The 19,810-nt window shown below is 62.0% G+C and carries 16 protein-coding genes, 1 tRNA gene and 2 rRNA genes (1 of these 19 cut by a window edge); 3 read left to right on the top strand and 16 right to left on the bottom strand.

What is annotated here, in order from left to right; translation table 11 throughout:
• Window positions 1-37: 37 nt before the first annotated feature.
• Window positions 38-769: a GntR family transcriptional regulator gene (locus tag BHD07_RS00375; RefSeq protein ID WP_338276952.1), complete on the bottom strand. Its 732-nt coding sequence runs from the start codon at window positions 767-769 to the stop codon at window positions 38-40.
• Window positions 770-987: 218 nt separating this feature from the next.
• On the opposite strand from BHD07_RS00375, the gene BHD07_RS00370 reads away from it, so the two are divergent.
• Together BHD07_RS00370 and BHD07_RS00365 are read left to right on the top strand one after the other, a co-directional pair.
• Window positions 988-2,001: an SIS domain-containing protein gene (locus tag BHD07_RS00370; RefSeq protein ID WP_100672825.1), complete on the top strand. Its 1,014-nt coding sequence runs from the start codon at window positions 988-990 to the stop codon at window positions 1,999-2,001.
• 77 nt (window positions 2,002-2,078) lie between these two features.
• Window positions 2,079-2,891, top strand: a complete 813-nt coding sequence (locus tag BHD07_RS00365; RefSeq protein WP_338276950.1) for a fructoselysine 6-kinase — start codon at window positions 2,079-2,081, stop codon at window positions 2,889-2,891.
• 250 nt (window positions 2,892-3,141) lie between these two features.
• Here the strand turns inward: BHD07_RS00365 and BHD07_RS00360 are convergent, their stop codons facing one another.
• From BHD07_RS00360 to BHD07_RS00305, 12 genes are all read right to left on the bottom strand, one after another.
• Window positions 3,142-3,897, bottom strand: coding sequence for an amino acid ABC transporter ATP-binding protein (locus BHD07_RS00360; RefSeq protein ID WP_018099340.1), 756 nt, complete (start codon window positions 3,895-3,897; stop codon window positions 3,142-3,144).
• A 14-nt stretch (window positions 3,898-3,911) separates the two neighbouring features.
• Entirely contained in the window at window positions 3,912-4,793 is an 882-nt protein-coding gene (locus tag BHD07_RS00355) for a DMT family transporter (RefSeq protein ID WP_275597273.1), read from the bottom strand.
• The gene (locus BHD07_RS00350; RefSeq protein WP_026169099.1) at window positions 4,783-5,754 is read right to left on the bottom strand and encodes an amino acid ABC transporter permease; all 972 of its coding nucleotides are present in this window, start codon (window positions 5,752-5,754) and stop codon (window positions 4,783-4,785) included. The genes BHD07_RS00355 and BHD07_RS00350 overlap by 11 nt, the downstream gene beginning before the upstream one ends.
• 17 nt (window positions 5,755-5,771) lie before the next feature.
• Window positions 5,772-7,052: an NAD(P)/FAD-dependent oxidoreductase gene (locus BHD07_RS00345; protein WP_338276944.1), complete on the bottom strand. Its 1,281-nt coding sequence runs from the start codon at window positions 7,050-7,052 to the stop codon at window positions 5,772-5,774.
• A 67-nt stretch (window positions 7,053-7,119) separates the two neighbouring features.
• Window positions 7,120-7,947 carry a transporter substrate-binding domain-containing protein gene (locus BHD07_RS00340; protein WP_100672821.1) on the bottom strand — a complete coding sequence of 276 codons (828 nt, stop codon included), beginning with the start codon at window positions 7,945-7,947 and terminating at the stop codon, window positions 7,120-7,122.
• A gap of 388 nt (window positions 7,948-8,335) precedes the next feature.
• On the bottom strand, window positions 8,336-9,250 hold the full coding sequence (locus BHD07_RS00335) for a TIM barrel protein (RefSeq protein ID WP_338276941.1): 915 nt from the start codon (window positions 9,248-9,250) through the stop codon (window positions 8,336-8,338).
• A 63-nt stretch (window positions 9,251-9,313) separates the two neighbouring features.
• Entirely contained in the window at window positions 9,314-10,081 is a 768-nt protein-coding gene (locus BHD07_RS00330) for a glycerophosphodiester phosphodiesterase family protein (RefSeq protein ID WP_100672819.1), read from the bottom strand.
• A gap of 11 nt (window positions 10,082-10,092) precedes the next feature.
• Window positions 10,093-10,974: an ABC transporter permease gene (locus BHD07_RS00325; RefSeq protein ID WP_338276938.1), complete on the bottom strand. Its 882-nt coding sequence runs from the start codon at window positions 10,972-10,974 to the stop codon at window positions 10,093-10,095.
• A 17-nt stretch (window positions 10,975-10,991) separates the two neighbouring features.
• Entirely contained in the window at window positions 10,992-11,918 is a 927-nt protein-coding gene (locus BHD07_RS00320; RefSeq protein ID WP_018099332.1) for an ABC transporter permease, read from the bottom strand.
• Window positions 11,915-12,913: an ABC transporter ATP-binding protein gene (locus tag BHD07_RS00315; protein WP_100672817.1), complete on the bottom strand. Its 999-nt coding sequence runs from the start codon at window positions 12,911-12,913 to the stop codon at window positions 11,915-11,917. The genes BHD07_RS00320 and BHD07_RS00315 overlap by 4 nt, the downstream gene beginning before the upstream one ends.
• The gene (locus tag BHD07_RS00310) at window positions 12,910-13,923 is read right to left on the bottom strand and encodes an ABC transporter ATP-binding protein (protein ID WP_100672816.1); all 1,014 of its coding nucleotides are present in this window, start codon (window positions 13,921-13,923) and stop codon (window positions 12,910-12,912) included. The genes BHD07_RS00315 and BHD07_RS00310 overlap by 4 nt, the downstream gene beginning before the upstream one ends.
• 93 nt (window positions 13,924-14,016) lie before the next feature.
• The gene (locus BHD07_RS00305; RefSeq protein ID WP_100672815.1) at window positions 14,017-15,645 is read right to left on the bottom strand and encodes an ABC transporter substrate-binding protein; all 1,629 of its coding nucleotides are present in this window, start codon (window positions 15,643-15,645) and stop codon (window positions 14,017-14,019) included.
• 372 nt (window positions 15,646-16,017) lie between these two features.
• Here BHD07_RS00305 and BHD07_RS00300 point away from each other — a divergent pair, with 372 nt between their 5' ends.
• On the top strand, window positions 16,018-16,953 hold the full coding sequence (locus BHD07_RS00300; RefSeq protein ID WP_100672814.1) for a sugar-binding transcriptional regulator: 936 nt from the start codon (window positions 16,018-16,020) through the stop codon (window positions 16,951-16,953).
• 113 nt (window positions 16,954-17,066) lie between these two features.
• Here the strand turns inward: BHD07_RS00300 and BHD07_RS00295 are convergent.
• The 3 genes from BHD07_RS00295 to BHD07_RS00285 form a co-directional block, all read right to left on the bottom strand.
• Window positions 17,067-17,143, bottom strand: a tRNA-Met gene (locus BHD07_RS00295).
• Between the two features lie 131 nt (window positions 17,144-17,274).
• A 5S ribosomal RNA gene (gene rrf / locus BHD07_RS00290) occupies window positions 17,275-17,389 on the bottom strand.
• 245 nt (window positions 17,390-17,634) lie between these two features.
• A 23S ribosomal RNA gene (locus BHD07_RS00285) occupies window positions 17,635-19,810 on the bottom strand (it continues 687 nt past the right edge of the window).

Raw genomic sequence — 19,810 nt, 5'->3', positions numbered from 1 at the left:
CCCATCCTCTTCGCAACCGCTGTACGACCGCGGGCCGCTACTTCCGCGCGAGGCTGAAGGAAAAATGGCTGCCGCGGTGGTAGTCGACGGAATAAACGACCGGCACGCCGCTTGCATTGAAACAGGTCTCGCGGATCAGCAGCGCCGGCCCAAAATCCCGCAGATCGTTGCGCTCCACCACGTCCTCAGGAAGCATCACTGCCGTGACCGTAGCAGCGGACATGCGCGGCCGGTGTCTGTACTGCTCGAGCAGATCGAGCAGGGAGCCGCCCCATTCGATGTCATAAAGGCGGTTTGGAATGATGCTGCGCGGGATGTAGTCGAGACAATAGAGTATCGGCTCGTCCTTGTGCAGACGCAGCCGCTCGAGACGGATGACGCGTTCGCCATTTGCAAGCTGCAACTGCGCCGCCGTGACCGCGTCGGGCATTTCCTCGGCGATCGAGAGTACCTTGTTGACGGTCGCATAGCCATAATGGCGCGTCATGTCGGTGACGCTCTCGAAGACGGTGATCGGCCTTTCGACATGGACCGCAGACATCGCCGACACGAACCGGCCACGGCCGTGCTCGACATAGATGACGCCATCCTGTTCCAGTAGTTTCAATGCCTCCCGCAGCGCCGGGCGGGAGATCCTGAAACGCTCCGTCAGTTGCGCCTCCGTCGGAAGCTTGTCGCCCGGAGCGAGCCCCTGCTCCCGGATCAGATCGGCGATGCGGTCGCGAAGCTGTATGACCAGGGTGCGCGTGTCGCGAAGCGGCTCGGGCAATTCCTCTCTCCAAATGACTGCAAAATATGATCCTTCTTGTCTGACAAATCCAGGAAGGTCAAGGGACAGTTCATCTACCCTATATCCTTGCGGGAGCTCGCTGGCAGAAGGCGCATCCGGCCGATTATCTCCCTTGACATTTTCAGCCAATGTTGTCAGTTGTCTTACAACATTGTCGGCGGCAGCCGGCGATCGCCACCACCTGTCGAGAGAGAACCATGCTGAATTTTGACGAACAGAGATTTCTACGCATCCAGTCGGGCGCCGTCGCCCTGCGTCAACGCCTGGACGACGTCGTCGTCTCCTGCCTTGAAAAGGGCGCGGAGAACGTCTTCTTCCTCGGGACCGGCGGTGCCGCCATTCTCATGCAGCCGGCCGCCCAGTTGCTCCAGCGCAGGTCGCGCTTTCCGGCGTTTATCGACCTGCCGGCCGAGCTCTTCATTACCGGTTCGGTCAACCTGACGGAAAAGTCGATCGTCGTCATACCCTCGCTCTCCGGCACGACCAAGGAGAGCGTGGCTCTGCTCGCAAAGGCGAAGGAGGCCGGCGCGACAGTCCTGTCGCTGGTGGGTCACGAGGAAACGCCCCTCGGCAAGGGTGGCACCCATGCGTTCGTCAACTTCGCCGAAGACGACACGTCCTGCGAGTCCTTCTACCTGCAGTCCCTGTTCATCGCGCTGTCTATCATGCGTCACCGCGGCGAGATCGAGAACTACGACCAGATCGCCGCTGAACTGGAACGACTTCCTGAGCTTCTCCTCGAAGTGAAGCGCGGCTACGAGGACAAGGCCGAGGCCTTCGCCCGTGTTCTGGCAGGCTCCGACTACCACATCATCACAGGCGCCGGAAACGCCTGGCCCGAGGCATTCTACTACGGCATGTGCATCCTCGAAGAGATGCAGTGGATCCGGACACGCCCGGTCCATGCCTCGGACTTTTTCCATGGAACGCTCGAGCTCGTGGAAAAGGGCGTCAGCGTCATCCTCTTCAAGGGCGAGGACGCCCTGCGGCCGCTGGCCGACCGGGTGCAGAATTTCGCGCCCAACTACACGGACAGGCTGACCGTCCTCGACACGGCGGACTTTGCGCTGCCAGGCATTTCGCAAGAGGTGCGCGGCCTCGTTTCGCCCATCGTTCTCGCAACCGTGCTCGAGCGCATCAGCGCGCATCTCGAAGTGATGCGCAACCACCCGCTGACGACGCGGCGTTACTACAAGCGCGTAGCCTATTGAGCATAGACGCCCAATGAACTAGCACGGTCGCGACTGCTCCGGCATTCGCGGCCCTGCTGGCGAAACAAGAGAATTCCATGACCAGATTCCGATTTGCGGCCGTCGGCGACAATTGCATCGACCGCTATCGCGCGCCGCTTAGCCAATCCTATGTCGGCGGCAACGCTATCAATGTCGCCGTTCAACTTGCAAGGCTCGGCCACGGATCCTTCTATTTCGGCGCCGTCGGCCGCGATTCCGACGGCGCCCAGGTTCGCCGCCTGCTGCTCGCGAACGGCGTCAATGTCGACCACTTGCTCGTGCGCGACACCAACACGGCCTACACGGATATCGACGTGACACCTGCCGGCGACCGCATCTTCGTTCATGAAGACTTCGGCGCCTGTGCCGGATACCGCCCCGATGCCGGCGAGATCGAGCTGCTGAAGACCATGGACCATGTGCATATCGGCTGGCTGGACGACGGCGGCCTGTTGCGCCGTGCGCTATCTGCCGCAGGCGTCAGCATCTCCCAGGACGTCTCGGTCAATGCGGCAGCTGCAGATCTCGACGTCGACGGCCTTTCGATCGCCTTCGGTTCGGCCGGCGAGGACGAAAGCAGTGCAGAGAGGCTGACCGGCGAATTTCTCGCGCGGGGAGCCCGCCTTGCGGTGGTCACGCGTGGTGCGCTCGGCTCGCTCGCGAGCGACGGCACCAATATCGCATCTGCCGGCATTCGTCCGGTCGAAGTCGTGGACACGACCGGCGCCGGCGACAGCTTTATCGCCGGCTTCATCGCCGCCCGCCTGGAAGGGCGCACCCTTGCCGCATGCCTCGCAGCCGGCAGGGACCTGGCCGCGAATACCTGCACGCATGTCGGCGGCTTCCCGCAGGAACCGCAATCGATCTGACGTCGGCTTGCCTGCGTTGCCGGTGCCATCGCCGGGAACGGCGGATCAATGGGGTCGCGTCGCCGCCATCGCCGCGCAACACCAACTTACCCTGGTCACCCGCAACACCAAAGACTTTGAAACGACCGGAGTGCGTTTGTTCAACCCATGGTCCGAGGGAGGCGATGCGTGACCCCGTATCGCCCTCTGTGCCTGCACCGACAACCGGCACCGCCAGCGGCGACGGCAGCGCACAGTCCTGCGATATGCATCAGTGCAGGAGCTGGCTGAGGAACAGGCTCGCCCGATCCGTCTTCGGATGCGCGAAGAATTCGTCCGGTTCGCCCTCTTCGACGATGCGGCCCTGATCCATGAAGATCACCCGATCGGCGACTTGGCGTGCGAAGCCCATTTCGTGGGTCACGCAGACCATCGTCATGCCCTCGTTTGCGAGCGCCACCATGGTGTCCAGCACTTCCTTGACCATTTCAGGGTCGAGTGCAGAGGTCGGCTCGTCGAAGAGCATGACCTTCGGATTCATGCAGAGCGCCCGCGCGATCGCGACGCGCTGCTGCTGTCCGCCCGAAAGCTGGCCCGGATATTTGTTCGCCTGCTCCGGAATGCGCACGCGGTTGAGATAGTCCATCGCGATCTCCGTCGCCTGGGCGCGCGGCAAGCGCTTGACCCACATCGGCGCCAGAATACAGTTTTCGAGGATCGTCAGGTGCGGGAAGAGATTGAACTGCTGAAACACCATTCCCACTTCGCGCCTGATGGCATCCACCTTGCGCTCATCTTCGCCGACTTCGACGCCACCGACGACGATGCGGCCCTGCTGATGCGCCTCGAGCCGGTTGACGCAGCGGATCAGCGTCGACTTGCCGGAACCGGAGGGTCCGCAGATGACGACCTTCTCCCGCGGCGCGATGGACAGGTTGATATCGTCAAGGGCATGATACTGGCCGTACCACTTATGTACGCCGCTGAGCGTGATCTCCGGCGAAGCGATGTCGATCGATGTGGGCATTGTTGTCTCCAGGATTATTTCAGGACGAGCCAGCCGGAAAGTACGATGACGAGGGCGCCCGCGACCGTGTGCAGTTCGATGGGGGCGGCAAAGAACAGCGCCCCGTAAAGGCAGCCCCAGACGATCTGGCTGTATTGGAAAGGCGCAACCACCGAGGCGTCGCCCATGCGGAAGGCGCGCACCAGCAACAGATGACCGCCGAGCATGAAGAGGCCGGCGAAGAAGGCGATCAGCAGATCGCCCGGCCCGACCGGCGCCAATCCGCCGCCGATCGACGCAACCGCCAGCGCGACCGCCGCGAGCACGACGAGCAACGTCGAGACGAGGGCAAGGTCGCTCTCCGTCGCCCTGGCGCGCCGCAGCAGCACGAGCGAGAGCGCAAAGACGAGAGCCGACCCCGCCGCCGCGGCGTGGCCCGGATTGAGCGGCGCGATCCCCGGCCTGAGCGCAACCGCAACGCCGAGGAAGCCGACGACCACGCCACACCAGGCAACGATGGACAGGCGTTCCGCAAGCAGGGCGAAGGCCAGCACCGCCACAAGAACCGGAGTGAGGAAGGCGAGCAGATAGGCTTCCGATAACGGCAGCACCGAAAATGCGTAGTGGATCAGAAGCGTATCGACGGCGAGCAGGAACGCCCTCAAGAGCGCAAGCCCCGGATGACGCGGTCTGAGCGATGCCGTGGTGCCGGTGACGCCGGCGTAGACGGCAAGCATCGCGAGCGCCGCGAGCGTCACCATGAAGGTTACCTGCGGCACGTCGAAGCGCTCTGCGAGAAGCTTCACCAGCACATCCGTGCCCGAAAAGACGGCGAACGCCAGGAGACCCAGGGCGGCAGCGCGCAGGTTGCGCGGCATGCCGGCCGCGGCCGGCGCGACCGTCGCGTCAACGGACATTGAAGCGTCCGAACCGTGCTTCGATGCGCGATTGCATATATTCGAGGCCGATCGAAAGGATCCAGTAGATCATCGAGGCCGTGATCAGCATTTCGATGTGGCGGAACTCGGTCTGTCCCTGGGTGCGGGCGAGATACATCAGCTCCCAGACGCCGACGACGGAGATCAGCGAGGAATCCTTCAGCATCGCGATGAACTGGTTCCCGGTCGGTGGGATGATCACACGCATCGCCTGCGGCAGGATCACCAGGCCCATCGTCTGGCTCGGGTTCAAGCCGAGCGCGGTCGCGCCTTCCGTCTGCCCCCGCGGGATGCTCTCGATCCCGGCCCGGAAGATTTCGGTCATATAGGCGCCGTAGCACAGCGAGAGCGCGAGGATGCCGGCCGGCACGGCGCTGATGACGTAGCCCACCTGCGGCAAACCGAGATAGATGATATAGATCTGCATCAGGAGCGGCAGGCCGCGAAACAGCGACGTGTAAAAGGTGGCGAGGCCGTAGATAACACCGTTCTTCGACAGTTTCGCAATCGCGCCCACAAGCGCGATGACTGTCGCGACGGCGATCGAGATCACCGAGATGTAGAGCGTGGTGACGACGCCCTGCGAAATCAGGAAGCTGATCTTCTTTGCGATGAAGGCAAAGGAAAGATTGAAGGAATAGAAGAAGAGCATCAGCAGCGCGAAGAGCTCCAGCCAGACGCCGACCACCTGCCAGGGGCGAGGCAGCTGCCGCAGGGCCTTCCAGTTCAGCGCCGCTATCACGGCGATCATCACCGCGCTGACCAGCCGCCCGAGCGCGGGATTGGCGGCCAGCCACTCCGAGCTTGTCGGCAGCACGAGCCCGATCCAGGCCGGGCTTACACCCAGGCTGTAGATCGTCAGGGTTATCAGCGCGAGCAGGAGAAACGTCCCGGTGCGCCGCGCTGCATCCGGATACGTCAGAATCATACGACCGATCATTTGGTTCTCTCCGGCATTCAGGCCGCGCGCTCGCGCCACCAGTCTTGAGCTTGCAGTTTCCAATAGGTGAGCTGGGCCACCGCCAGCCCGGCATAGCCGCCGGCCCAGACGAGCCCGAAGGGCTTGAACAGCTTGTAGCGGTCGGACTGACCCAGGATGCCTTCGGCCACCAGCTTTCCGCCGATGGCGGTCGTGTTCAGCCCGTGACCGCCAAAGGCCGTGCAATGCCATACTCCGGCCTGCATCTCGCCGATCTGTGGCATGAGGTGGCGCGCATAGGACATCAGTCCCGACCAGGCGAGCTCGGTCTTCAGATCCTTGAGCTGCGGATAGGTCCCGACCATTTCGCGCCGCAGTTCGCCGGCCAAGGCTGCCGGCGAAGCCGCGCGGGTGGTGATGCGCCCGCCCCAAAGTAGGCGTTTCCCGCCTTCGACGACGCGATAATAGTCGCCGGCGCGGCGGTTGTCGCCGATCGCGTCCGTGGTGGCGATGGCGGTACGGATGAGTTCCGGCGCTTCCTCGCTCAGCATGACGTAGGTCGCGATCGGCAGGAACGAACGTTTCAGCCGGCCGTTCAAAGGACCCGTGTAACCGCCGGTGGTGAACACGACATGACGCGCTCTGACACTTCCACCCGACGTGGACACCGTCTTCTCGGCACTGTCGAGCACGCTTCCGGTCGCGGCCGACCCCTCATAGATCCGGCCGCCAAGGCGTTCGATCTCGCGCGCCAGTCCGCGAAGATAGTTGAGCGGGTGCATGTGGAAGGCTTTGCGGTCGCGCAATGCGTGGAAATACCGGTCCGACTTCAACACCGAACGGACCTCGTCGGTGGAGAGATAGTCGAGTTCATAGCCGTAAATGCGTCTCATCTCGTCGGCATGCGCCTTCAGGCTGCCGCCCTCGTCGTAGCGCAATACGCTCGTGATGCCGGGCTGCGGCCTCGCCTCCTCGATCTTCAACGTCTCGATCGTTTCGCGAACGAATTCGACGCCTTCGATCGAAAGCCGGTGTATCTGTCGCGCCGCTTCGGTCCCGGCCATCCGGGCGATGTTGTCGCTGCCGGTGGCAAAACCCGGGCTGACGAAACCGCCATTGCGGCCGGAGGCCCCGAAACCGACGCTTTCGGCTTCGAGAACGATGACCGACTGTCCGGCGCGCGCCAGCTGCAGCGCCGTCGTCAGGCCGGCGAGCCCGCCGCCGATGATTACGCTATCGCATTCGACCATCCCGGAGAGGGCCGGCCTGACATTCGTTTCGGCTATTGTCTGTTTGTAATAGGTATTGGGATAGGACATTTTCTCTCGCCCGTCGACCGCGGTGGCAAGGCGGAGGGGCAGCGAGCCGCCCCCCGCAGGTATCGGTTCAGTCGGCGCTATAGTCCTTGCCGTACCACTTGGTGGTCAGCGTCGCGAGCGTGCCGTCCTTCTTCATCTCGTCGATGATGGCGCCAACCTTCTTCGTCCACTCCGGATCGACCTTTTCGGCGATGACCACCAACGGCTCCCTGAAGGCATATTCGCCCTCGAGGACGCGCAGCGGATAACCGTTTTTCATCGCGTTGAGCGCTGTCTGCTCCGGCGCGATGACGGCATCGAGGCGCACACCGTCGCCAAGACGCAGATCGTCGAAGGGCAGCATGGAATCGGCAAAGGTGCGGACCTCGCCCGGCTCGATCTTGTATTCGATCGGCGGCAGGCCCGGCGCATCGATCTCAAGCCGGCGGCGAATGAAATCTTCCGACGTGGTCGCCGTTTCGACGCCGATGATCTTGCCGTTCAGGTCTGCGACGGATTTCGCCTGGCTGTCCTTGTGCAGCACGTAAACATAGGGGCTGAAGTAATAGATACCGACGAAATCGATGACCTGAGCACGCGCCTTTGTCGGGGTGACGGAGCCAACACCCAAATCGTAGCGCCCTTGCCAGCGGCCGCCGGTCAAGGTCGCCCAGTCGGGCGTTTCGAAGCTCACTTCGACACCAAGGCGCTTTGCGATCTCCTTCGAGACGTCGATATCGAAACCGACCAGCTCGTTGCTGTCGTCGAGATAGCTCTGGGGCGGCCAGCCGCTATTGGTGGCGACCACCATGGCCTTCTTGCCCATGACGCGGTCGAGCGTCTCACCCGCCTGTGCGGCGGTTACGAACGCCAGTGCGGCAACGCCGATAGCGACCTTTGCAATTAGTCCTTTCACGCAATCCTCCTCTTCGATCGGTCAGTCCTACAGCGTCGCTTGCCTCGCAAGCACGGAAAAGTCGCTGTAGCACGTCGACTTTGCTGCATGATCTGCGGAACATGCAGCGTGCTCCCAGTTATAAGATGTCTGACAACTGAATTAGTAAATCCTACTGACGCGGTGTCAAGGCCGCATGGCGCACGGGTCCATGAAACGAAATGATGAGACGATGCGAATCGGTGATGGACTCCGCCGGAGCGCGACGGATAAGGCGGTGTTGAGAGCGACGGAGTGGAGCAGGCTCTACACACTGTCCCGAAAGCGCGCCAAGGAGTGGACGCGGAGAGGCGGGGGGCGGCTTCCGCCTGAGCCCCGCCTCACATGTGACGAGCACTTCACATAGGGATCACTCGGCGGCCGTTGCGGTACGGCCGTCATTGGACTGCATCAGCCCTTGCGCACGTTTCAGGCATTCGGCCTGTTCGTTGCGATAGCGCGGCCCGATCTCCATCATCAACACGGTCTCCGGGAGGAAAGTCAGTTCACGGAAGATATCCTCCCAGTCGATGTCGCCCCAGCCGAGCGGCATGTGCAGGTCGCCGATGCCGAGTGCCGTCGCCTCCTGCGGATAGAACGCCTGGTAAAAGGCCTGCGGGCGGCCGAAGGAATCGTGGACGTGGAGATGACCGGCAACGGGCGCCATGGCGCGGATCTGATCGCGAAAATTCAAACCGCGATAGGTGGACTCGATATAGGCATGACTGAAGTCGATCAGCGCCACCAGGTTGGAATGGTCGACGGCTCTCACCGTCTCGGCGATCTCGGCCGGTGTCTGGCGATACTGTCCCGGTGCCGTCGAGAAGATATTTTCGAGCGCTATGCGCACGCCGTAGGGCCGTGCGAATTCCGCGAGCTCGAACAAAGCGTCACGCTCGCGCCGGTCTGCCTCCGCCCGCTCGAAAAGCTGCTCGGCACGCAGGTGACCGCCGTGCTGAACGATGATGCCGGCGCCGATGCGATCGCAGATCTCGACCAGGGCCTTTGCCGCCCCCAGCTGATAGCCCGCCGTTGCCGGATCCATGAAGTTCGAGGAAACGAGACCGTGAACCGTGTAGCGAAAGGGAAACCGGCGGGTCAGCGCCACAAGCCGCTCCACGCGCTCCTTGATCAATCTTCCGCCGGCGATGAGGTCGATGCTGGTCAGGCCAAGTTCGACCGTGTCGACGCCGAGTTCCCTCAGTCGGCGCAGGTCGGCCTCGAGGCTCTCCAGTTCGCCGTCGACGGATCCCGAACTGAAGCCGGTTGCGATGATATTGCTCATTGACTGTCCCCATTGAGATGACCGGCTGCGACCGGACTGGAAAATACACGCTGTCGGAAACCGCTACACCTTTTCCTCTAAGCGCATCGATGCGACTTCGGCGTCACGTAGAGCGAGCGCCAGATCGGGACTGTCCGAGGTCAGATGCCCGATTCCCCTTTCGAGCCAGCGGCGGACGCCCGCTTCCTCGTTGAGGGTCCACACGCAAAGCCGCTCCATAGGCACCGAGCTACGGATGAGTTCCCACTCGTCCGCCATCAATTCGTGGTGGATCGCTACGATATCCACGAGGCCGTCGGTAGCCGCGAGAAAGGCAGCGAGACCGCCTTGCCGCGCCGCCCAGTCGGCATTGACGGAGACGAGACGCGCGACATGCGGCGCATGGAGGCGGCAATCCTCGAGGACCGATCTGTCGAAAGACGTGAGATGGGAGCGGTGGTCGACGCCGAAGCGGCGCAGCTCCTGCGCTACTCGGGCGGCGATGCCAGGGTAAGGCGTTCCCGTTTCGTCGGACTTGATCTCGACATGCAAGTGAAGTCCGTCCCTGGCTGCAAGTATGCCCAGCACGTCGCTCAAGGTCGGGATACTCTCGTCCGTATCGCGCAACGGCGTCGCGAGCCGCATCGCGGGTGTCATCCGGCGCACCGGCCCGGTCGCGTGTACCGTCCTGTCCAGCGTGGCGTCGTGGATGACGACCAGCTCTTCTGAATCGGTCAGGTGCACGTCGAACTCGATTGCATCGACGCCGAGCCGCAGCGCATTGCGAAAACCCGTCAGCGAGTTTTCCGGCCAGAGATTGCGGGCGCCGCGGTGGCCGATGATTTTCGTCATGGGATTGGTCCTTAACGCACGGTGGGATCGAGCTTGTCGCGAAGCCAGTCGCCGACAAGCGAGATGGAAAGGGTCGTGAGCATGATGACGGCAGCCGGAGCGAGCATGATCCAGGGAGCGCGGGTCAGATATTCGCGCCCGAAGCCGACCATGTTGCCGAGGCTCGTTTCCGGCGGCTGCACGCCGAGACCGAGGAATGACAACCCGCTTTCCATCAGGATGATCTCCGGAAACGTCAGCGTCATCGACACGATCAGCGTCGATGCGACATTGGGCAGGATATGGCGAAGATAGACCCGCGCCGGGGTGGCGCCGAGTTGGACCACCGCGGCAGCATAGCCCTGCGCCCCGGCCGAGATCGCAAGGCCGCGGGCGATGCGCGCGTAGCGTTCCCAGCCGTAGAAGCCCATGAGACAGACGAGCAGCACCATGGAGGAGCCGAAGAAGGCCAGCACCGCCAGCGACATGATGAGAAATGGCAGGGCCGCCTGGAAATCGGCAAGCGCGAGGACCAGATGCTCGGTCACGCCCCGAAACCGCGCTGCCGCGAAACCGAGCGCCGTGCCGAAGACCGCCGAAAGCAGCGTCGCACCGAAGGCGATGATCAGCGAGACGCGGATCGACTGGATCAGCCGCGACAGCACGTCCCGGCCGAGCTCGTCGGTGCCGAGCCAGTGCTTGAGCGTTCCGGGGGCCGACAGCCGGCTCGTCAGATCCATCGCCGTAATGTCGTAGGGCCGCAGATAGCCGGCAAAAAGCGCGATGACGATCATCGCCGCGAGCCAGAGGAAGCCGAAGGCCACCGAAAGCGGCACCTTGCGGCGAAGGAAGGAAAGGGAGCCTCGTAGCCATCCTGCAAGAGGCGATCTCTCTGCCAGATCAATGGAAGCCATAGCGCATCTCCTTGGATCTAATGCCCGGCATGCGAACGCAGCCGCGGGTCGAGCCAGCCATAGAGCAGGTCGACGACGAGGTTCGACATCACCATTGCTGCAGCGATGATCAGCAGGATGCACTGAACGACGGCGAGGTCGCGGTTGCTGACCGAGACGATCAGCAGCCGCCCGATACCGGGCCAGGAGAAGATCGACTCCACCACCACCGCGCCGGCGATCAGCGAGCCGACCATGAAGCCGACGATGGTGACGATCGGGACTGCGGCGTTGGGAAGCGCATGGCTCCAGATGACGTCGCGCCATTTCAGCCCCTTCGCCGAGGCCGTGCGGATATAGGGCTGCCCAAGCACCTCGATCATGGCGCTGCGCGAGAAACGGGCAAGAATGCCGATCCCGCCGATGCTCATCGTGATCGTGGGCAGAATTCCATGCATCCAGGTATCCTGGCCCCCGGAGGGCAGCATGCCGAGAAGAACCGAAAAGATCAGTACGAGCACGAGGCCCATGACGAAGGACGGAACGGTAAAGCCGATGATCGCCAGCGTGATCACGCCGCGATCGGCGAAGCTCTGGCGGTGGAGCGCGGCATAGACGCCGGCGGGGATACCGATCATCAGCTTCAGGATCAGCGCCGGAAGCGTCAATTGCAGCGTCGCGGGCACCCTCTCCAGAACCAGGTGGAGCGCCGAGGCCTTGTCGCGCATGGACACGCCGAAATCTCCGGTGAAGATCGACTTGATATAGGCGAGGTATTGTATCCAGATCGGCTGGTCGAGGCCCCAGGCTTTGCGGAACGCATCGACGGCGTCCTGAGGCACATCGGGACCGAGCATCACCTGGGCCGGATCGCCCGACATGCGCAGCACGACGAAAGCGAAGGTCACCACGGCCAGGATGGTAATCACGGCGCGCATCAGACGCACGAGAACGAAGCGGATCATGCCCGTCTCCTCATGGTCTCGACCGAGGCGGTTTCGCCCGCCACGCCATGACAGGCGGCCGTCCGGCCGTTGCCGGTCCGGAGAAGTGAAGGCACGCTCGTGCGGCAAATGTCGCGCGCAACGGGACAGCGGGGATGGAAGGCGCAGCCCGAGGGACGGTCGGCCGGGTTCGGCGGCTCGCCCTGCAGGATCACCCGGCCTTCGAGCGGCTTGCCCGGGACCGGGACGCTCGAAACCAGCGCCTTCGTATAGGGATGCTGCGGCGACCGGAAGATCACGTCGGAAGAAGCCTCCTCCACGATCCGGCCGAGATACATGACCGCGACGCGATCGGCGACGTTGCGTACGACCTTCAGATCGTGGCTGATGAAGATCATGGCGATGCCGTTCTTTTCCTGGAGGTCGCGCAGCATATTGACGACCTGCGCCTGGATCGAAACGTCGAGGGCGGAGACGGGCTCGTCGCAGACCAGGAGCTTCGGCCGCGAAGCAAGGGCGCGGGCGATGACGGCCCGCTGCCGCTGGCCGCCGGAAAGCTCGTGCGGGAAGCGCCCGGCCTGGTCGGGACGAAGCCCGACAGCCGCCATCAGCTCGGCGATGCGGGCGGCCTGGTGTTCTTTCGGGACGAGCCCGTGAATATCGAGCGGCTCGCCGATTTGCGCGGCAATCGTCAGGCGCCGGTCGAGTGCCGCAAGCGGATCCTGGTAGACGAGTTGCATCTTGGCACGCAGCGCCCGCCACCCGGCGGTGCCGTATTTCGGCATAGGGCTTCCCGCGAAGCGCACCTCGCCGGCCTGCGCCGGATCGAGCCCCAGAAGCATCCGCCCCAATGTCGATTTGCCGGACCCCGATTCGCCCACGATCCCGAGCGTCTCGCCGGGCATGACCGCGAGCGAAATTCCGTCGACGGCACGCACGGGGCTTGGGCGGCCGAAGAGCCCGCGTCGGACTTCGTAGATGCGCACGAGTTCGTCCGCTTCGATGAGCGCAGTCACGACATCAGCCCTTCGGGAATTCTTCTCTCGGCGTCGCCGCGCGTGACCGTCGGTACGGGGCGCATGCAGGCAAGGCGGCGCCCGTCGCCCTGGGGCTCGAGATGCGGGTAATCTCTCCCGCAGGCGTCGACGGCGCGGGGACAGCGGGGCGAGAAGGAACAGCCCGCAGGCAGATGTTTCGGGTTCGGTACAGTCCCCCGGATAGGGATCAGCCGGTCGCGCGGCCCGTCGATGCGCGGAATGGCATCGAACAGTCCCCGCGTATAGGGATGCCGCGGCTCCGAGAAGAGTTGCGCCACGCTTCCCTCTTCCACGATCCGGCCGGCATACATGACGCATACGCGATCGCAAACCTGCGAGACCGCGCCCAGATCATGGCTGATGAAGACCAGCGCCATGCCGGTCTCGGCCCGAAGCGTGTTCAGAAGATCGAGGATCTGCGCCTGGATGGTCGCGTCGAGCGCCGTGGTCGGCTCGTCGGCAATCAGCAGGTCCGGCTGGCCCGCGAGCGCCATCGCGATCATCAGGCGCTGGCACTGCCCACCGGAAAATTCGTGCGGATAGAGATCGAAGCGCCGCGCCGCATCGGGAATGCCGACCATGTCCATCAGCCGCAGGGCCTCAAGGCGCGGCGCATCCCCGCGAAGACCGCGGTGAATGTAAAGCGCCTCGGCGATCTGGCGGCCGATGCGCAATACGGGATTGAGAGAGCTCGAAGGGTCCTGGAAAATCACTGCTATCCGCCCGCCGCGGACCTCCTCGAGAGCCGCGCGGTGTGCCCCGCACAGTTCCCGGCCGTCGATCCGGACAGAACCCGTGACCGCCGCCTTGCCCGGAAGCAGCCCGAGAGCCGCGAGCCAGGTCACGGACTTGCCGCATCCCGACTCGCCGACGAGGCCGACAGCCTCTCCTTTGGCAACATTGAGATCGATGCCATGCAGAACCTGAACGCCATCGAAAGCGACCTTCAGGTCCCGCAACGCTACGAGATCCGGCTTGGCAGCGCCCATTTGTCATTCCCGGTGTTTCGACCGCGGCATCGCCGCTCGGTCCTCAAGGAATTCCGGAAGCCGCCGGGCTGCCGGAACACGGCTGGATCGAATTCAGCTCGCCCAGTTGGCGGCGCGGAAGTCCATGGCGAAGGCGGGCGCCGCCTTCCACTTCAACGAAGACTTCATGCCGGTGAAGACCGCGTTCTGGTGAAGCACCTGATAGACCGGGTCCTCCCGCTCGCAGATCTCGAGCATGCGGGCGAATGCCTTCTTGCGTTTCGCATGATCGGTTTCCGTTTCGAGGATCTGGGCCATCTGGTTGGCCTCGGCATTTGCCCAGTCCTTCTTCTGCTGAACCTCGCCGTTGGGGCCGAACTGGGCGACGATCGAGGAGACCGGATCGCTGAAGGAGGCGCCGGCCGACCAGTCGCGCACGCCTTTCGTGCCGGACGGGTCGTGAATCTGGCCCCAGTTTTCCTTCATCTGGATTTCGACATTGAGGCCGACCTGCTTCCACATCTCGACCATGATCTGGCCGTTGGCAGTCTGGTTCGTGTAGTAGTTGTTGAGAAGCCGGAACGGGATCGCATCGCCCTTGTAATTGGCCTGCTTCAGGAGGTCCTTGGCGAGTTGCGGATTATACTCCGGAACCGTCCAGCCTTCGACGAACATATCACCGTAGAAGGGGAACTGCAGGCCGGCCGGCACGGTCGTCTGACCGGACCAGAGCGCATCGACGATCGCCTGGCGGTCGATCGAATGGGTCATCGCCCGGCGGACGAGCGGGTCCTGAAGGGTCGGGTTCTGGACATTGAAGACGGAAATGCGGTGGTTGTGGATCGTCGAGCCCTGGACCTCATATCCGGGTGCGGCCTGAACCGCGGCGATCTGGTCCGGCGGCAGGTCGCAGGCGAAGTCGTATTCGCCGGAGAGCAGGCCGTTGACGCGGGATGAAACCTCCGGAACCTCGACGAAGCGGATCTGCTCCAGCGGGGGGCGGCCGCCCCAGTAGTCGTCGAAGGCGACGAGCGTCAGGGAAACGTCCGGCTTATGTTCGCCGACCATATAGGGGCCGGTGGTGATCGGCTTGCGTGCCCAGTCCATATAGGTCGCCGCCTCGTCCCATGCGCGACGGTTGGCAATCTGGCTGCCGAAGGCATAAAGGCGGCCCTCGATGGTGACGTCCGGCGTCGCGTTGTGGAAGCGAACGGTATATTTGTCGACGGCCTCCACGCCTGCAAGCGCCGGCCACAGGCGCCGCCCGGTGCCCGGCACGACTGCCGGCAGCTCCTTGGCGGTTGCGGGCTTGTGCTCATCCTCGAAAACGGTCTTGCCTCCTGCGGGCTGAGTGTCCCCGAACACGCGCTGCGCGGAGAAGCTGAACACGACGTCGTCGGCCGTGAGTTCGTCGCCATTGTGGAATTTCACACCCTGGCGCAGCTTCAGCTCGAGAGTCTTGTCGTCGATACGCTTCCATTCCGTCGCAAGGCCGGGGACCGGACCCTGATTGCCCATCCAGTCGCGCAGGATCAGGCCCTCCCAAAGGTTCGGGAAGAACACGCGCTCACCGACATTCGACTGCTCGTTCCAGACGTCGAGCGTATTGTTGATGGTGATCTTCTGCACCGCGATGGTGACGGACGGGCGCTTGCCTTGGCTGAACGCGAAGCGCGGCAAGATCAAGCTGCCCGCAGCCGCGCCCATGAGGCCGAGCGCGGCTCGCCGATTGATTGAAAGCATGAGACTCTCCTTTTGGATGGAATCGAGCACCCGCGCGGATGCCGTTCAGCGTCGGGTCTAGTTCCGCCAGACGTCGTCTTCCTGATGTTTGGGTGAAACTTTCGTGACAAGGGCTCGACGGCGAACTGTGAGGCACCTCAGCTCCTTCGGAGGCATCGCCTGCGCATTCGCGCAGCCGGTCGACGCGCGGTGCAAAGCGACAGGGAATGAAGCTGCAGTCATGGGGAGTAAGGCGTCCAACTGAATTCGTCAGAAGCCGTTTAGTTCACATGTGTAACACTGATGTGACGTATGTAACTCTTCTCCATGTCACCTTGCCCGATTAAGGATGACATGCGGTCTGAACAGACGCGCAACGTTGCAGGGGGGTGCATGGGGCAGCAGAAACTGATGGCCAAGGCCGCTTGGCTCTACCATGTGGAAGGACTGACGCAGGCCCAGATCGGCGAGCGCATGAATCTCACACGCCGGAGGGTGAACGAGCTTCTTGCCGCGGCGCTGGAGCAGGGCGTCGTCCGGATCAGCTTCAGTTCGCCCCTTGTCGAGAGTGTCGAACTGGAATCGCGGCTGCGTGACCGTTTCGGCTTGGATGATGCCGTGGTCATGCCCACCCCTGCCGATCCGCGCTTTGTTCATGCCGTTATCGGGCGCGGAGCCGCCGCCTATCTCGATCGCCTGATCCAGACGCGGAAACCACACTCCATTGGCGTTGGCTGGGGCGCGACCTTGCGCGAGACGATGCAGCATATGACGCCCGCCAACGAGCCCCGGATCGATGTCCGATCGATGATGGGCGGGCTGACGCATGGTTCGGAGATCAACACCTTCGAGATCGTCCGCGGCTTCGCGGAGGTGCTGAAGGCGCAATGCCACTATTTCGTTGCGCCGATCTATGCCGAAACGCCGCAATCGCGCGAGGCCGTGATTGCCCAGTCGGTGTTCCGCAAGACCTTCCGCCAGATATGCGACGTCGACATATCCTATCTCAGCGCCGGCGACATGTCGCAGCACTCCCTGCAGGTGCGCTATGGCCTCCCGGAGGGGACGAAGGTCAGCGACCTCATAGCCCTCGGTGCGGTCGGCGATCTCCTCGGCCGGTATGTCGACTCCGAAGGAAATCCCGTCGATCACCCGCTCAACCGTCAGGTGCTCTCGCCCGAGTTCGACGAATACCGCCGCATCCCCTGCCGCATCGTCGCCTCGGGCGGTTCGCACAAGCACGACATTCTCCTGGCCCTGGCACGGGCGAGGCTGCCGACGATCATGATCACCGACGCCGACAGCGCCATGGCGATGCTGCAGAGGTGATTGACTGGAATCCGCATTGCAAGACGGCCGCCGCATTGGCGCTGGGGAAACCCAAAACGCGAAAAGGCCCGCTGATGCGGGCCTTTTTGTGTGTATGCGTATGTATATGTGTTTGGTTGCGGGGGCAGGATTTGAACCTGCGGCCTTCAGGTTATGAGCCTGACGAGCTACCGGGCTGCTCCACCCCGCGTTATCCGAGTTTTGCGCGGCAAAATCTCGTTATTCGTCCGAGTTTTGCGCAGTAAAAAGGTCGGTTTGTTGGCCGTTTTGTTTCGGCCGTGTGAGAGAAGATGATCGGCTTGTTTCTCTTGCGATTTGCAGACCTGGCAGCGACCTACTCTCCCGCGTCTTAAGACGAAGTACCATCGGCGCTGGGGCGTTTCACGGCCGTGTTCGGAATGGGAACGGGTGCAGCCACCCCGCCAGAACCACCAGGTCGGCAAAGCGCAAGATTTGCGCCTTATGGGCGCAAACCGAATTGAGAAGCTGGTGAAGCGGGCGGTTTAACGCTCGACTTCTTTTGAACACGTCTTTTTGATGTCTTGTCCGGATCATTCCAGCAGCCGGCAGAGCCGAGCCGCCGGTTGTCCGGCGCGCCGTCCGCAGCGCAGCGATCTTGCGATCGCGACAGCGTGAGGACAGAAGAATGATGCTCATCTTTGATGAGCATAAGCAATGGGAACGATCAAGCCGATCGAACGATTAGTACCGGTAAGCTTCATGCGTTGCCGCACTTCCACACCCGGCCTATCAACGTGGTCGTCTTCCACGGTTCTCAAGGGAATACTCGTTTTCAGGTGGGTTTCCCGCTTAGATGCCTTCAGCGGTTATCCCTTCCATATATAGCTACCCTGCTATGCCCTTGGCAGGACAACAGGTCCACCAGAGATATGTCCATCCCGGTCCTCTCGTACTAGGGACAGATCCTGTCAATATTCCTACACCCACGGCAGATAGGGACCGAACTGTCTCACGACGTTCTGAACCCAGCTCACGTACCGCTTTAATTGGCGAACAGCCAAACCCTTGGGACCTGCTCCAGCCCCAGGATGCGATGAGCCGACATCGAGGTGCCAAACAACCCCGTCGATATGGACTCTTGGGGGTCATCAGCCTGTTATCCCCGGCGTACCTTTTATCCGTTGAGCGATGGCCCTTCCACGCGGGACCACCGGATCACTATGACCGACTTTCGTCTCTGCTCGACTTGTCAGTCTCGCAGTCAGGCGGGCTTATGCCATTGCACTCGACGAGCGATTTCCGACCGCTCTGAGCCCACCATCGCGCGCCTCCGTTACTCTTTCGGAGGCGACCGCCCCAGTCAAACTACCCACCATACACTGTCCCGGATCCGGATGACGGACCGCGGTTAGACATCCATGACGATAAGGGTGGTATTTCAAGGATGGCTCCACGAGAACTGGCGTCCCCGCTTCAAAGCCTACCACCTATCCTACACATGCCGACACGAATGCCAGTGTAAAGCTATAGTAAAGGTGCACGGGGTCTTTCCGTCTGACCGCAGGAACCCCGCATCTTCACGGGGAATTCAATTTCACTGAGTCTATGTTGGAGACAGCGGGGAAGTCGTTACGCCATTCGTGCAGGTCGGAACTTACCCGACAAGGAATTTCGCTACCTTAGGACCGTTATAGTTACGGCCGCCGTTTACTGGGGCTTCGATTCAGAGCTTGCACCCCTCCTCTTAACCTTCCAGCACCGGGCAGGCGTCAGACCCTATACGTCGTCTTGCGACTTCGCAGAGCCCTGTGTTTTTGATAAACAGTCGCTACCCCCTGGTCTGTGCCACCCCATCCTACTTGCGTAGAAAAGGGTCACGCTTCTTCCGAAGTTACGCGTGCAATTTGCCGAGTTCCTTCAACATAGTTCTCTCAAGCGCCTTGGTATACTCTACCTGACCACCTGTGTCGGTTTCGGGTACGGTCTATACGGTGGAGCTATTTCCTGGAACCGCGTCCCCGCCCGGACAATCCAATAAGTCCGGACAAGTTGAGCAATCCGTCACTACCACCAGGCCCACGAATATTAACGTGGTTCCCATCGACTACGCGTGTCCGCCTCGTCTTAGGGGCCGGCTAACCCTGCTCAGATTAACTTTAAGCAGGAACCCTTGGTCTTTCGGCGAGAGGGTCTCTCACCCTCTTTATCGTTACTCATGTCAACATTCGCACTTCCGATACCTCCAGGACCCCTCACGGGTATCCCTTCACTGGCTTACGGAACGCTCCGCTACCCCTATACACCTAAGTGTATAAGCCTCAGCTTCGGTGCATGGCTTCAGCCCCGTTACATTTTCGGCGCAAAGACCCTTATTTAGACCAGTGAGCTGTTACGCTTTCTTTAAATGATGGCTGCTTCTAAGCCAACATCCTGGTTGTTTTGGGATCCTCACATCCTTTCCCACTTAGCCATGACTTGGGGACCTTAGCTGGAGGTCAGGGTTGTTGCCCTTTTCACGACGGACGTTAGCACCCGCCGTGTGTCTGCCGACTAGTACTCCTCGGTATTCGGAGTTTGGTTAGGATCAGTAAGACGGTGAGTCCCCATAGCCCATCCAGTGCTCTACCCCCGAGGGTATTCGGTCGACGCACTACCTAAATAGTTTTCGCGGAGAACCAGCTATTTCCGAGTTTGATTGGCCTTTCACCCCTAGCCACAAGTCATCCCAATCTATTGCAACAGATGCGGGTTCGGTCCTCCAGTTGGTGTTACCCAACCTTCAACCTGCTCATGGCTAGATCACTCGGTTTCGGGTCTAATGCGACATACTAAACGCCCTGTTCAGACTCGCTTTCGCTACGCCTACACCTACCGGCTTAAGCTTGCATGTCACACT

Origin of the sequence: Sinorhizobium sp. KGO-5, assembly GCF_036245905.1 — a bacterium.
GTDB lineage: Bacteria > Pseudomonadota > Alphaproteobacteria > Rhizobiales > Rhizobiaceae > Sinorhizobium > Sinorhizobium meliloti_A.
The sequence above is the reverse complement of the archived record's forward strand: the minus strand, read 5'-3'. Positions and strand labels throughout refer to the sequence as shown.